Source organism: Streptomyces sp. JLSY215 (assembly GCF_059682825.1).
Genome location: NZ_CM185022.1, coordinates 6,860,882 through 6,874,852, shown reverse-complemented (window position 1 = coordinate 6,874,852; position 13,971 = coordinate 6,860,882). Strand labels below are relative to the sequence as shown.

Annotated in this window: 11 protein-coding genes; 6 read left to right on the top strand and 5 right to left on the bottom strand. The window is 71.2% G+C overall.

The window, feature by feature from the left end:
- Positions 1–21: 21 nt before the first annotated feature.
- The 4 genes from AC5677_RS30550 to AC5677_RS30535 form a co-directional block, all read right to left on the bottom strand.
- Positions 22–1,509, bottom strand: a complete 1,488-nt coding sequence (locus tag AC5677_RS30550; RefSeq protein WP_497191096.1) for an NCS2 family permease — start codon at positions 1,507–1,509, stop codon at positions 22–24.
- A gap of 263 nt (positions 1,510–1,772) precedes the next feature.
- Entirely contained in the window at positions 1,773–4,160 is a 2,388-nt protein-coding gene (locus tag AC5677_RS30545) for a xanthine dehydrogenase family protein molybdopterin-binding subunit (protein WP_497191095.1), read from the bottom strand.
- Between the two features lie 5 nt (positions 4,161–4,165).
- Positions 4,166–4,765, bottom strand: a complete 600-nt coding sequence (locus AC5677_RS30540; RefSeq protein ID WP_497191094.1) for a (2Fe-2S)-binding protein — start codon at positions 4,763–4,765, stop codon at positions 4,166–4,168.
- The gene (locus tag AC5677_RS30535; protein WP_497191093.1) at positions 4,756–5,646 is read right to left on the bottom strand and encodes an FAD binding domain-containing protein; all 891 of its coding nucleotides are present in this window, start codon (positions 5,644–5,646) and stop codon (positions 4,756–4,758) included. Before AC5677_RS30535 ends, AC5677_RS30540 begins: the two co-directional genes overlap by 10 nt.
- 262 nt (positions 5,647–5,908) lie before the next feature.
- Between AC5677_RS30535 and AC5677_RS30530 the strand changes: the two genes are divergently transcribed.
- The 3 genes from AC5677_RS30530 (at position 5,909) to AC5677_RS30520 (ending at position 10,179) form a co-directional block, all read left to right on the top strand.
- Positions 5,909–7,573 (top strand): PucR family transcriptional regulator, encoded by a 1,665-nt coding sequence (locus AC5677_RS30530; protein ID WP_497191092.1) that lies wholly within the window; start codon positions 5,909–5,911, stop codon positions 7,571–7,573.
- A 521-nt stretch (positions 7,574–8,094) separates the two neighbouring features.
- Positions 8,095–8,862: a hypothetical protein gene (locus AC5677_RS30525; RefSeq protein WP_497191091.1), complete on the top strand. Its 768-nt coding sequence runs from the start codon at positions 8,095–8,097 to the stop codon at positions 8,860–8,862.
- Positions 8,863–9,303: 441 nt separating this feature from the next.
- Complete coding sequence (locus tag AC5677_RS30520) at positions 9,304–10,179, top strand: hypothetical protein (RefSeq protein ID WP_497191090.1); 876 nt, start codon at positions 9,304–9,306, stop codon at positions 10,177–10,179.
- Positions 10,180–10,198: 19 nt separating this feature from the next.
- Here AC5677_RS30520 and AC5677_RS30515 read toward each other — a convergent pair whose 3' ends face one another.
- Complete coding sequence (locus AC5677_RS30515) at positions 10,199–10,927, bottom strand: GntR family transcriptional regulator (protein WP_497191089.1); 729 nt, start codon at positions 10,925–10,927, stop codon at positions 10,199–10,201.
- A 131-nt stretch (positions 10,928–11,058) separates the two neighbouring features.
- Between AC5677_RS30515 and AC5677_RS30510 the strand changes: the two genes are divergently transcribed.
- From AC5677_RS30510 to AC5677_RS30500, 3 genes are all read left to right on the top strand, one after another.
- Positions 11,059–11,898, top strand: a complete 840-nt coding sequence (locus AC5677_RS30510) for a (2Fe-2S)-binding protein (RefSeq protein ID WP_497191088.1) — start codon at positions 11,059–11,061, stop codon at positions 11,896–11,898.
- A 567-nt stretch (positions 11,899–12,465) separates the two neighbouring features.
- Entirely contained in the window at positions 12,466–12,972 is a 507-nt protein-coding gene (locus AC5677_RS30505) for a 2Fe-2S iron-sulfur cluster-binding protein (protein WP_497196820.1), read from the top strand.
- Positions 12,969–13,952, top strand: a complete 984-nt coding sequence (locus tag AC5677_RS30500; protein ID WP_497191087.1) for an FAD binding domain-containing protein — start codon at positions 12,969–12,971, stop codon at positions 13,950–13,952. The genes AC5677_RS30505 and AC5677_RS30500 overlap by 4 nt, the downstream gene beginning before the upstream one ends.
- Positions 13,953–13,971: the final 19 nt, after the last annotated feature.

The window sequence follows — 13,971 nt, the reverse complement described above, 5'->3', positions numbered from 1 at the left end:
ACGGATTATTGGGAGGGCGGATCAGTGATGCACGCCCAGGAACTGCTCGATCGGGCTGAGCGCGAAGTAGGCCAGGAACACCGCGGAGAGCACCCACATCAGCCAGCCGGGCTCGCGCCACTTGCCCTGGACGGCCTTGATGAGGACGTAAGCGATGCAACCGGCGGCGATACCGGCGGTGATGGAGTAGGTGAACGGCATCAGGACGGTCGTCAGGAAGACCGGGATGGAGGTCGCCGGGTCGTCCCAGTTGATGTGCTTGGCGTTGGTCAGCATCATCGAGCCGATCACCACCAGGGCGGCGGCCGCGACCTGGGTCGGGATGACCTGCGCCAGCGGGGTGAAGAAGAGGCACAGGGCGAAGCCGAGGCCGGTGATGACGCTGGCGAAGCCGGTGCGTGCACCGTCGCCGACGCCCGCGGTCGACTCGACGAACACGGTCTGGCCGGAGGCTCCGGCGAGACCGCCGACGATGCCGCCGGCACCGTCGATGGCCAGGGCCTTGTTCAGGCCCGGCATCTTGCCGTCCTTGTCGGCGAGACCGGCCTGCTGGCCGATGCCGATGATGGTGCCCATGGCGTCGAAGAAGCCCGCCAGGACGAGGGTGAAGACGATGACGCCGATGGTGATGCCACCGACGTTGCCCAGGCCGCTGAAGGACACATGGCCGAGCAGGCCGAAGTCGGGGGTGGAGACTACGGAGCCGGAGAGCACCGGGGCGTTGGTGCCGCCCCAGTCCTTGGGAGTCAGGCCGGCCAGCTGGTGGACGATCGCGGCGACGACGGTGCCGCCGACGATGCCGATGAGGATGGCGCCGGGGACCTTGCGGATCTGGAGGAGGAAGATCAGCAGGACGGTGAAGCAGAAGCAGGCGACGGGCCAGCCGGTGAGCATGTCGGTGGTGCCGAGCTGGATCGGCTTGGCACCCGCTATGCCGCCGGGGCCGGGCATGGAGGTGACGAAGCCCGCCTGGACCAGGCCGATAAGGCAGACGAACAGACCGATGCCCATGGTGATCGCGTGCTTGAGGGGCAACGGAATGGCGTTCATGATCAGTTCACGAAGGCCGGTGACGACGAGGAGGACGATCACGGCACCGTAAATGATGCACATCGCCCAGGCGTTGTCCCAGGTCATCGTGGGAGCGACCTGGAAGGCCATCACGGCGGAAACGCTCAGCCCCGCAGCCAGGGCGAGGGGAACGTTGCCGAGGAAGCCCATGGCGATGGTGGTGACTGCGGCGGCCAGTGCCGTCGCGGTGGTCACCTGGCCGGCGTCCAGGTGGGCCTTGGTGATGTCCTGGGCGCTGGTGAGGATCACCGGGTTCAGGAGGACGATGTAGACCATCGCCATGAAGGTGGTGACGCCGCCACGCACCTCCCGGCCGATCGTCGATCCGCGGTCGGAGATGTGGAAGTACCGGTCGAGCCAAGAGCGGCCGGCGGGCTGACGCGAGCCGGTGCCCGCGTCTTCCGCCACCGTCTTCGGCTCAGTGGACTGCTGGGTCATGGTGCCTGAACTCCCAAGGTTCAAAGGGGCCCTCGCATCGACTGCGAGATTTGGGACAACATCGGCTGCACGACCCGGGGGACGGCCCGAGACGAACGCACTGGGGTACTGATTCCGGCCTGGCGCCGGAACAGCGACTGCGTGGTGCGGGGGTTCTACGAGGTGATGCGGGATCCGGGCAGCACGCGGAGGAGGACGGACAGGGACACCCCTTGTCGCGTACTGCCCGGAACCGGTTGTCCGGGGGTCACGCCCCGGACGGCTCAGGTGCCGGTGAGGTGCTCGGGGCGCACCGGCGTCTTGTTGAGCTCCAGCCCGGTCGCGTTCCGGATCGCCGCGAGGACGGCCGGAGTGGACGACAGGGTCGGGGCCTCGCCGAGACCGCGCAGACCGTACGGCGCGTTCGGGTCGGCGAGTTCGAGCACATCGACCGGGATGGTCGGGGTGTCGAGAATCGTGGGGATCAGGTAGTCCGTGAAGGAGGGGTTGCGCACCTTCGCGGTCTTCGGGTCGACGATGATCTCCTCCATGACCGCCACGCCCAGGCCCTGGGTGGTACCACCCTGGATCTGGCCGACGACGGACAGCGGGTTGAGCGCCTTGCCGACGTCCTGGGCGACGGCCAGCTCGATGACCTTGACCAGGCCGAGTTCGGTGTCCACCTCCACGACCGCGCGGTGCGCGGCGAAGGAGTACTGGACGTGGCCGAAGCCCTGGCCGGTCTTCAGGTCGAACGCCTCGGTGGGCCGGTGCCGGAACTCCAGCTCCAGGTCGACCGCCTCGCCCTCCAGGACGTCCGCGATCTCCGCGAGGACCTCGCCGCCGTCGGTGACGACCTTGCCGCCCTCCAGCAGCAGTTCGGCGGTGGCCCACGCGGGGTGGTACGTACCGAACTTGGCGCGGCCGATCTCCAGGACCTTCTCGCGCACGGCCTCGCAGGTGTTCTTCACCGCGCCGCCGGTCATGTAGGTCTGCCGGGAGGCGGACGTCGAGCCGGCCGAGCCGACCTGGGTGTCGGCGGGGTGGATGGTGACCTGCTCGACGCCGAGTTCGGTGCGGGCGATCTGGGCGTGGACGGTGATACCGCCCTGGCCGACCTCCGCCATCGCGGTGTGGACGGTGGCGACCGGCTCGCCGGCGATGACCTCCATCCGCACCCGGGCGGTGGAGTAGTCGTCGAAGCCCTCGGAGAAGCCGACGTTCTTGATGCCGACGGCGTAGCCGATACCGCGGACGACGCCCTCACCGTGCGTGGTGTTGGACAGACCGCCGGGCAGGGCACGGACGTCCGCGCCCTCGCCGGCCGCCAGCCACTGCTGCTCCGGGGGAAGCGGCATCGCCTTGATGCGCCGGAGCAGTTCGGCGACCGGGGCCGGCGAGTCCACGGGCTGGCCGGTGGGCATGAGCGTGCCCTGTTCCATGGCGTTGAGCTGCCGGAACTCGACCGGGTCCATGCCCAGCTTCTTGGCGAGCTTGTCCATCTGCGCCTCGTAGGCGAAGCACGCCTGGACCGCGCCGAAGCCGCGCATCGCGCCGCAGGGCGGGTTGTTCGAGTAGAGCGCGATGGCCTCGATCTCGACGTCGTCGACGACGTACGGGCCGACCGAGAGGGACGAGGCGTTGCCGACGACGGCCGGGGAGGCGGAGGCGTAGGCGCCGCCGTCCAGCACGATCCGGCACTTCATGTGGGTGAGCTTGCCGTCCTTGGTGGCGCCGTGCTCGTACCAGAGCTTGGCCGGGTGCCGGTGGACGTGTCCGAAGAAGGACTCGAACCGGTTGTAGACGATCTTGACGGGCTTGTTGGTGCGCATCGCCAGGAGGCAGGCGTGGATCTGCATCGAGATGTCCTCGCGGCCGCCGAAGGCACCGCCGACGCCGGAGAGCGTCATGCGGACCTTCTCCTCGGGCAGGCCGACGACCGGGGCGATCTGCTTGAGGTCCGAGTGCAGCCACTGGGTGGCGACGTAGAGGTCGACGCCGCCGTCCTCGCCGGGCACCGCGAGGCCGGACTCCGGGCCGAGGAAGGCCTGGTCCTGCATGCCGAAGACGTACTCGCCGGAGACGATGACGTCGGCCTTCTTGGCGGCCTCGTCGGCGTTGCCGCGGATGATCGGCTGGCGGTGGACGATGTTGGGGTGCGGGACGTGCCCGGAGTGGTGGTCGTCGCGGCCCTCGTGGACCAGGATCGCGTCCTCGGCGAGGGCGGACGCCTCGTCGGTGATGACCGGGAGTTCCTTGTACTCGATCTTGATCTTGGCGGCGGCGCGGCGCGCGGTCTCCGGGTGGTCGGCGGCGACCAGCGCCACCGGCTCGCCGTGGTGACGTACCTTGCCGTGCGCGAGAACCGGCGTGTCCTGGATCTCCAGGCCGTAGTTCTTCACGTCGGTGGGCAGGTCGTCGTAGGTGAGAACCGCATAGACACCGGAGGTCTTCAGCGCCTCGGAGGTGTCGATGGAGACGATCTCGGCGTGCGCGGTGGTGGAGCGGAGCGTGAAGCCCCACAGCATGTCCTCGTGCCACATGTCCGAGGAGTACGCGAACTCGCCGGTCACCTTGAGGGTGCCGTCGGGGCGGAGCGTGGAGGCGCCGATACCGGCGTCCGTCTTGCCGCCCTGGGTGAGGTTGGTGGGTGTACGGGTGGCACCAGCCATGGCGTTCAGGCCCCCTGTCCGGCGGTCTGGTTCTCGCCGCGGGCGGCCGCCAGCCGGACCGCGTCGAGGATCTTCTCGTAGCCCGTGCAGCGGCACAGGTTGCCCGACAGGGCCTCACGGATGTCGGCGTCCGACGGGGAGTCGTTGCGCTCCAGCAGCTCGTCGGCGGCGACCAGCAGGCCCGGGGTGCAGAAGCCGCACTGGACCGCGCCGGCGTCGATGAACGCCTGCTGGATCGGGGAGAGTTCGGTGTTCTCGCCGGTCTGGGAGTCGGCGGGCCTGGACTGCCACTGCTGGGCGTCCTGCAGGCTCGTCCCGCAGGCCCCCGTGGCGCAGCCGCCCTTCTCGGCGCGCTGCTTGGCGAAGTCCGCCAGTCCCTCGACGGTCACCACCTCGCGGCCCTCGACCTGGCCGGCCGCGACCAGGCAGGAACACACCGGGATGCCGTCCAGACGGACCGTGCAGGAACCGCATTCGCCCTGCTCACAGGCGTTCTTCGAACCAGGCAGGCCCATCCGCTCGCGGAGGACGTACAGCAGGCTCTCGCCTTCCCAGACATCGTCGGCCTCCTGTTGGCGGCCGTTGACGGTGAATGTCACGCGCACTGTGCGCTCCTCTCGTTTCCGCGGTAGGACTCCCAGGTCCAGCCGAGGGTGCGGCGCGCCATGATCCCGACCGCGTGGCGGCGGTACTTGGCGCTGCCGCGCACATCGTCAATGGGGTTGCAGGCGCCGGAGGCGAGCTGCGCGAACTGCTTGGCGACGGACGGCGGGATCGGGGCGCCCGACTCCCAGAAGCCGCCCTCTTCCAGGGCCGCGGCGAGGAAGATCTCGGCGTCCTTGGCGCGGATCGGGGTGGGCGCGGCCGAGCCGATGCCGGTGCGGACCGTACGGGTCTCGGGGTGCAGCGCGATACCGAACGCGCAGACCGCGATGACCATGGCGTTACGGGTGCCGACCTTGGAGAACTGCTGCGGGCCGTCGGCCTTGGGCAGGTGCACCGAGCGGATCAGCTCGTCGGGCTTCAGGGCGTTGCGCTTGACGCCGAGGTAGAACTCGTCGATCGGGATCATGCGGACGCCGCGCTCGGCGGACTCGACCTCGACCTCGCAGCCGGAGGCGAGCAGCGCGGGGTGCGCGTCGCCGGCCGGGGAGGCGCAGCCCAGGTTGCCGCCGACGCCGCCGCGGTTGCGGATCTGCGGGGAGGCGACGGTGTGCGACGCCAGCGCCAGGCCCGGGAGTTCGCCCCGCAGGTTCTCCATGATCCTGGTGTAGGAAACGGAGGCGCCCAGCCGTACGGTCTTCTCTCCGACCTCCCACTCGCTCAGGTCACCGATGCGGTTCAGGTCGAGCAGGTACTCGGGGCGGCGGTGGTCGAAGTTGATCTCGACCATCACGTCCGTGCCGCCCGCGATGGGCACAGCGGTGGGGTGCTCGGCCTTAGCGGCGAGCGCCTCCTCCCAGCTGGCGGGGCGAAGGAAGTCCATGGGTGGCCTCTTCTACGAAATCGGGTCGTCCGCAGCTCATGGTGAGGACCTCGGGCCCTGGTCGCCATGGAGCTTGTTCACGTCTTGTTAACGGGTTGGAGCAAGTGAACGCGCCTAGGGCCCACCGGGTGCAGTCACCGAAACCATGAAGCGGTTGGCTGGCCAAGCCACCTGTCTTGTAGATTCGAACGAAAGACGAGGCTCTGAAACCTCGCGGCATTCCACCGGCCACACAAGACAGCAAAGAACGGCGGGCGAGGTCATGCGGCTCCGCGCACTCCTGGAAACCGACACTCTGGGCCTACGGCTGCTCGGAGACGAGGACGAGCTGGACCGAACGGTACGGGGTGTGATGACCACCGACCTCCGCGACCCCAGCCGGTATCTCTCCGGCGGCGAACTGGTCCTGACCGGCCTCGCCTGGCGCCGCGAGGCGGAGGACTCCGAGCGGTTCGTACGGATCCTGGCCTCGGCCGGTGTCGCCGGTCTCGCGGCCGGCGAGGCAGAGCTGGGCGCGGTGCCCGATGACCTCGTACAGGCCTGTCGCCGGCACCGGCTCCCGCTGTTCTCCGTGGTCGAGGACGTGTCGTTCGCCTCCATTACCGAGTATGTCGTACGCCAGGTCTCCAGTGAGCGGGCCGGCGACCTGGCTGCCGTGGTGGACCGACACCGGCGCCTGATGACGTCCGGGCCCACCGGCGGCGGCCCGGAGGTCGTCCTGGACCTGCTGGGATCGGATCTGGACCTGCGGGCCTGGGTCCTGTCCCCCACCGGGCGCCAGATCGCCGGATCCACGCTGGCGGACTCCGGCCCCGAGCTGCCCGCCGAGCTCGGCGCCCGGCTCGCCGGCGAGCATCTCGCCGCCTCCCGCACCGGCCGCCGCGGCCCGCACCGCGTCACCCTCGGCGGCGTGACGTACTCCCTCTTCCCGATCCGTTACGACGGCCGTGACCTGCGCGAAACGCTGCTCTCCGACTGGCTGCTGGCCGTCGAGGCGGACGCCGGCGACTGGCCCGAGGAGCGCCTCGACCTGCTCAACGGCGTCACCCAGCTGATCGCCGTGGAACGCGACCGGCGCGATGCGGCCCGTACGGTGCGCCGGCGCCTCGCCCAGGAGGTGCTGGAGCTCGTCCAGACGGGTGCCCCGCCCGCCGAGATCGCGGCCCGGCTGCGGGTGGCGGCCCCGGTGCTGCTGCCGGGCCTGGGCAGCGCCCCGCACTGGCAGATCGTGGTGGCCCGGGTCGAGTGGGAGTCCGGCGAGGTCCCCGGCGGCCAGGTGGCGCAGACGCTGCTGGAGGAAGTGCTGATCGATCCGGGCACGTTCGGGCCCGAACCGTCGGACCGGATCGCGGTGGCGCACACCGGCGACGAGGCGGTGGCGCTGGTGCCGCTGCCCGCCACGCCGGACGAGTCCGGGGACACCACGGCCACCGGCCTGCACGCCGACGACCTGCTCGCCGTCGTCCAGGAGCCGCTCGGCCGGGGCCTGGACAACGACGGCCGGCTCACCGTCGGCGTCAGCGCGTCGGTGCACTCCGCCGAGGGGCTGCGCGGCGCCCTGGAGGAGGCCCGGCACGCCCGCCGGGTCGCCGCCGCCCGTCCGGGCCGGGTCTGCGCCGCCGGGCACGAGGAGCTGGCCTCGCACGTCCTGCTGCTGCCGTTCGTCCCCGACGACGTCCGGCGCGCCTTCACCGCCCGCCTCCTGGACCCGCTGCGCGACTACGACCGCCGGCACCGCGCCGAGCTGATCCCCACCCTGGAGGCGTTCCTGGACTGCGACGGCTCCTGGACCCGCTGCGCCACCCGTCTGCACCTGCATGTGAACACGCTCCGCTACCGGGTGGGCCGGATCGAGCAGCTCACCGGCCGCGATCTGTCCCGGCTGGAGGACAAGCTCGACTTCTTCCTCGCGCTGCGGATGAGCTGACCCGGCCGAGCCGCACAGAAGCGGTGCCACCCTGCGGATCCCGTCGCCGAGCGACGGGATCCGCGTCATTTCCCGGCGCCCCCGCCCCGCGGACCGCTCTTCGGGTGAACGCACCGCGTTACGCCCTTCGAGGTACCCCGATCGGGCGACGTGACGTCAACGGCGCTTGCCCGTACGGCGGCCGCGCCCCGCGCAGCGCGGCCGATCAGGGCCGGGACGCCGGGGCCGACCGCCCTCCCGGCGATTGTGAAATCATTCACCCACCCCCTTGGCCCGGCGACGGAATTCGTGCTGAGATTCGCCCACGGCACGGCTTCCAGCTCAATGGCGCGCTCGGGGAGGGCAATGTGGCGGATACCGCCATGTCAGGTTCCGCGGAATCCGCGGATGCCGTTAGGTCAGCGGAATCGGCTCCGAAATCCACATCAGCACCGACATCCACCCCGGTATCGAAATCCATCTCGGTATCGGATTCCTCATCGGCATCGGCTTTCCCCTCGGCATCGGTCCCGGCACCCCGTGTGCCGGCCCTCGGACCGGGCGCGAACGACGATCCCCTCGACCGCGCCGTGTGGCGGCTGCGCTCCCGCGGCTGCTGGGACGACGCGGCCGCGCTGCTGGAGCCGCACGCCGCCCGGCACGCCCCCGCCGCGCTGCGCCGCGCCGCGCTCCTCGTCGAGCGCTGCATGTTCACCGCCACCGGGTGGGCCGCGGCCGAGGACGCGCTGCGCGCCGCCGAGGCGCTGGCGGGCGACGACGACGAGCGGGGCGGCGCGGCCTGCGAGCGCGGCCACCTCGCGTACGCGGCCACGGTGCTGGGCGTCCGCGACCGGGCCGACGAGGCGCGTTCGGCGCTGGGCCGGGCCGCCGCGCTGCTCGCCCCCACGGCGGCCGGCCGGCCGCTGCTGGACTTCCGCCGCGGGCTGATGGCCGAGCACGTCGCCGACAGTCCGGACTCGGCACGCGCCGCCTACCGCCGCGCGCATGCGGGCGCCACCGCCCAGGGCGACATTCTGCTGCTGTCCTTCACCTGGCGTCATCTGGCCGGACTCGCCCTGCGCGACGGGGAGTTGACCGAGGCCCGGCACGGCTTCGCCGAGTCGCTGCGGATCCGGGAGGAGCTGGGCTTCCTGGTCGGTACGGCGCCCGCGCTGGCGGCGCTGGCCGACGCGGCGCCGGAGGAGGACGCGCCCCGGCTGCGCGCCGAGGCCGCCCGGCTGTTCCGCCTCATGGGCGGGGTTCCGACATGGCTCGCCGATCACCTCACGCCGGATCCGGCGGCGACGTGAGGCGGCACGGGCGGCAGGGGCGGCACAGGGGGCGTAGGGCGGCGTAGGGCGGCGTAGGGCGGCGTAGGGCGCCACGCATCGGGACGCAGGACAGCGGGCCCGGGAACAGCGGGCCGCAGGACGTCCCACGCCCCGCACGGGGCCGGCGGGCCGGTCGTACGGACCGGGCCCGTCGGCCGGGCGCCGAGGGCCCGCCCACCCGTCAACCCCCCGCCCTCAGCCATGCGGGTCGGCGAGCCGATTGGCCGAAAGCGTGCGGTCACCGCGGCGGATCGGCCGGGGTGCGGTGGCTGTTCCCCTGTGCGAGGCTCGGACACGGGTGCCCCGCCCCCGCCCCACGGGCCCCGAGAATGGCCGCAAGTCGCAGTGCAAGGCGACGGCCGGGCCTGAATGCTGTTCCGGGACCCGCTCCCTTTAGGGGCGCCTTTTCAGGAGGTCCACGTGGCAGCAGGAGTGTCCAATACCAGCGCGTCAACCGACTGGGGCAAGGCGGATTTCGAGGCGATCTACAACTGCCCTGATCCGCGCAGGTACTTCACCACTCTGCAACCGTTCGAATATCAGATACCGCACCACGGCCAGGCGGTCTTCCGCGCCGTGACCGAGGTCCTGCAACGGCGCCGCAGTGACCGTCCGCCGCTGAACGTCGTCGACCTGTGCTGCTCGTACGGGGTCAATGCCGCGCTGCTCAACCACCGGCTGTCCCTGTCCGACCTCTACCGCCGCTACGCCGGGCCCGGCCACGGCGGCCCCGCGACGCCCCGGCTCGCCCAGGAGGACCGGACGTTCTTCGCCACCCGGCGACGCCCCGAGGCGGCCCGGGTGATCGGCCTCGACGCGGCGGAACAGGCGGTCGGCTACGCCCAGTCGGTCGGCCTCCTCGACCGGGGGTTCTCCGAGAACCTGGAACTCGACGACCCGAGCCCCCAACTGCGCGCCTCCCTCGCCGGCATCGACCTGATCACCGTCACCGGCGGCGTCGGCTACATCTCCGAGCGCACCTTCGGCCGTCTCCTCGACTGTGTGTCCGCGCCACCGTGGATCGCGGCGTTCGTGCTCCGTACGGTGTCCTACGAACCGGTCTCCGCGCTGCTGACCCAGGCCGGGCTGGTGACCGAGAAGCTGACCACGCGGACGTTCCGGCAGCGCCGGTTCACCGACGGCGAGGAGCGGCGGGCGACGTTCGCCGCGCTGGCCGCGCGCGGGCTGTCCACCGTCGGCAAGGAGGCCGACGGCTTCTACCACGCCGATCTGTATCTCTCCCGGCCCGCCGCCGATGCCGCGGCGCTGCCGCTGACGGAGCTGCTGCCCGGCTGAGCCCGCGGGCCCACCCCGCTCAGTGCGGGTGCCGGGCCGCCGACAGATGCTCGCGGGCGATGCGCTCGGCGACCGCATGTTCCTGCGCGATCAGCGCGTCCAGCAACGCCGTGTGCTCGGAGGCGTCCGCCAGCAGGTCGGCGGTACGCAGCCGGGAGCCGCCGGCCGGCCACTGGGTGCCGCGCAGCAGATCGTCGCTGACCTGGGTCAGCCGGCGGTTGCCGGTGAGGGACATCAGCGCGTGGTGGAAGGCACGGTCCGCCTCGGCGTAGCCGACCCGGTCGCCGTGCGCCGCGGCGCTCACCCCCGCGTCGGCGAGCGGACGCAGCTCCTCCCAGCGCTCCGGTGGCAACGCCCTGGCCAGCCGGATGATCGCGGGGACCTCCAGCATGGCGCGCACCTCGGCCAGCTCGGCCAGGTCGCGGGAGCTGTGTTCGCAGACCCGGAAGCCCCGGTTGGGCACGACCTCGACGGCGCCCTCGCCCGCGAGCTGCTGCATGGCCTCGCGTACCGGGGTCGCCGAGACGCCGTAGCGCTCGGCGAGCGCGGGCGCGGAGTAGACCTCGCCCGCGACCAGCTCCCCGCCGACCAGCGCCTCGCGCAGCGCGGCCAGCACCTGACCGCGTACGGAGTGCCGCTGGGGCCGGGCCAGCTGCCGGGGCACGATCGGCTGCGGCACGGGGGAACCGGCGTGCGCCGGCGTACGCGTGCGTGCGCGCGGCTCCGGTTCCGCTGTGCCCTGCTCCATTGGGATTCCTCCTGACGGTTCCCAGCACCATAGGCGCACGCAGCGCCGGTTCACACCTCAGCGGGCCCGGGTAGAGTCTGCCGATAAGGTAAGGCTTACCTGCCAACGATCGCGATTCGGTGGTCTCCCGGATGACTTCTGCCCCCGCCGCCCCGCCCCGCACACAGCCGGTGGCCGCCGCGTACGACCGGCTCTTCGAGGTGTTCCCCGGCCTGCAGGTGACCGGATGGGAAACGGCACCACCGAGCGACGACGGCTGGGTGCCCGCGGCCGGTCTCGCGGCCGGCGGTGAGATCCTGGACACGTTCCTCGCCTGGGACGACGCGCAGATCCTCCGCGACTACGGACAGCGCGCCCGCCCCGACGTCATCGCCGGCTTCGCGCTGCACCGCTACGCCTGGCCGGCCTGTCTGCTGATCACCATCCCCTGGTTCCTGCACCGCCGGGTGCCGCGGCTGCCCCTGGCGGACGTCGCCTTCCAGCGGGAGCTGGGCCGGATGGCGGTGCGGGTCCGCTCGTTCGCGTGCCTTCCGGGAGATCCGGCGGCGGCGCTGCCCGGCGCCCGGGTCGTGCCGGACGAGGAGGCGCTACGGGCCGAGGTGCGGGCGGCGGTGGCCGAGCATCTGGAGCCCGTGCTGCACGGTTTCCGGAGCCGGATGCGGCGCGGCCCGCGGGCGCTGTGGGGCATGGCGTCCGACGAGATCGTCGAGGGCCTGTGGTACCTCGGGCATCTGCTGGGCGAGGAGTCGCGCGCGGTCGCCGAACTGGAGCTGCTGCTGCCGGGGGCCACCGCCCCGTACGTCGGCAGCGCGGCATTCCGCACCCTCACCGGCCCGAACGGCGAGGCGCTGCCCACCCGCGACCGCGCCAGCTGCTGCATGTTCTACACGCTGCGGCCCGAGGACACCTGCGTCACCTGCCCCCGCACCTGCGACACGGACCGCATCACCCGCCTCACCGCAACCACCTGACCCACACCCCCCTTTCGGGTCGCCGAAATCGGACTCAACTCCGCGCCCCCGCAAGGGAGTTCATTCGAGGACCAATCACTCATCTGCCGCCACCGGCACCCCCTTGGCGTTCTCTTGCCACGAAACCCCTGGGGGGAGGGACCGATTCCGCCAGGATGTCGTGCGGCCACGTGGCCCGGCACCGCCGGACAACTGCCGTCACCGAGAGTCACCGCCATCGGATAGCACCGTCCGGCAGAAATGTCCGCGAGACGAGACCACAGACTGTGTGTCGTCCGGGGTCGTGCCGGTCTCCGCCGAACAGGACGATCTCGCAGGGGGGGCAGCAGTGCCGCAGGGACCGCGGCTATTTTTCGGCCGGCGCCCGGCCGCCCGGCACCGAGGGAACGCTCCCAGTGCGATGGTCAGGCTTCTGCGAGACGCTGAAACCAGGAGAGCGCGCCTGGCAACGGTGACACGTCTCCGGCGTGACACCGCACCCAGGGAGGAGGGCGAGCGGTGGTGAGCGATACAGAGGCAGAGACAGGCACTGCGGGGCGGAGCGAGGGTGAGACCCGCCTCTCGGCGATCGCGTTGCGCATCAACGGCCAGATGCGGCGGCTCGAGGTGGATCCGCGGACCACGCTGCTCGACGCGCTGCGTGAGCAGCTTCGTCTGAGCGGAACCAAGAAGGGGTGCGACCACGGGCAGTGCGGCGCCTGCACCGTATTGATCAACGGCCGGCGCGTCAACCCCTGTCTGACGCTCGCCGTCATGCACGAGGGCGACGAGGTGGTGACGATCGAGGGCCTGGGCGATCCCGGTGACCTGCACCCCATGCAACGCGCCTTCGTCGAATGTGACGGCTTCCAATGTGGCTACTGCACTCCCGGCCAGATCTGTTCGGCGGTCGGCATGCTCACCGAGGTGGCGGCGGGCTGGCCCAGCCACGCCACCAGTGACGTCGCCTCGCCGCGGATCGCGTTGACCGATGAGGAGATCCGCGAGCGGATGAGCGGCAACATCTGTCGGTGCGCCGCCTATCCGAACATCGTCGCGGCCATCCGCGGTATCGCGAGCGGAGGCCCGGAATGAGGCCTTTCACCTACGAGCGGGCGACGGACGCACAGGCCGCCGTCGCCGCGGCGTCCAGATCCGGCGCGAAGTTCATCAGCGGCGGCACCAATCTGCTCGACCTGATGAAGCTCGACATCGAGCATCCCAGCCATCTGGTCGACATCAGTCGGCTTCCGTTGCAGGACATCGAGGAGCTGCCGGACGGCGGACTGCGCATCGGCGCCCAGGCGGTGAATTCCGATGTGGCCGCCGATGCCCGGGTACGCACCCGCTATCCGGTGCTGTCACAGGCCCTGGTGTCCGGCGCCTCGGGCCAGTTGCGCAACAAGGCGTCCACCGGTGGAAACCTGTTGCAGCGCACTCGCTGCCCCTACTTCTACGACACGGCCGCGGGCTGCAACAAGCGGAATCCCGGATCCGGGTGTTCGGCGATCGGCGGGTTCAACCGGATCCACGCGATCCTCGGCGCCAGCGACTCCTGCATCGCCACCCACCCCTCGGACATGGCCGTCGCGATGACCGCGCTGGAGGCGGAGATCGAGCTGCTCGACGCCGACGAGACGGTACGCCGCGTCGTCATCACGGACTTCTACCGGCTGCCGGGCGATACGCCGCACCGCGAAACGGTGCTGCGTCCGGGAGAGATGATCACGAGCGTCGTCCTGCCACCGCCCCCGCCGGGCCGGCAGCTCTACCGCAAGGTGCGCGACCGGGCATCTTATGAGTTCGCGCTCGTCTCCGTGGCGGCTGTCGTCGCCACCGATCAGGGCACGATCAGCCAGGCGCGGGTTGCGTTCGGCGGTGTGGCGCACAAGCCGTGGCGGTCCATCGAGGCGGAGGCCGCATTGGCCGGCCGCCCCGCCACGATGGCCACGTATCACGCCGCCGCCGAGGCCGCGATGCGCGACGCCGTGGGCCAGGGTCACAACGACTTCAAGATCGAGCTGGCCCGGCGCACGCTGTGCCGCACACTGGCACAGGCGGCCCGGTCGAGCTGAGGAGACGAGATGATCGGGC

Excerpts from the sequence above, each read along its gene's own strand:
- AC5677_RS30550 (WP_497191096.1), bottom strand. The coding sequence starts at position 1,509 with ATGACCCAGCAGTCCACTGAGCCGAAGACGGTGGCGGAAGACGCGGGC.
- AC5677_RS30545 (WP_497191095.1), bottom strand. The coding sequence starts at position 4,160 with ATGGCTGGTGCCACCCGTACACCCACCAACCTCACCCAGGGCGGCAAG.
- AC5677_RS30535 (WP_497191093.1), bottom strand. The coding sequence starts at position 5,646 with ATGGACTTCCTTCGCCCCGCCAGCTGGGAGGAGGCGCTCGCCGCTAAG.
- AC5677_RS30530 (WP_497191092.1), top strand. The coding sequence starts at position 5,909 with ATGCGGCTCCGCGCACTCCTGGAAACCGACACTCTGGGCCTACGGCTG.
- AC5677_RS30515 (WP_497191089.1), bottom strand. The coding sequence starts at position 10,927 with ATGGAGCAGGGCACAGCGGAACCGGAGCCGCGCGCACGCACGCGTACG.
- AC5677_RS30510 (WP_497191088.1), top strand. The coding sequence starts at position 11,059 with ATGACTTCTGCCCCCGCCGCCCCGCCCCGCACACAGCCGGTGGCCGCC.
- AC5677_RS30500 (WP_497191087.1), top strand. The coding sequence starts at position 12,969 with ATGAGGCCTTTCACCTACGAGCGGGCGACGGACGCACAGGCCGCCGTC.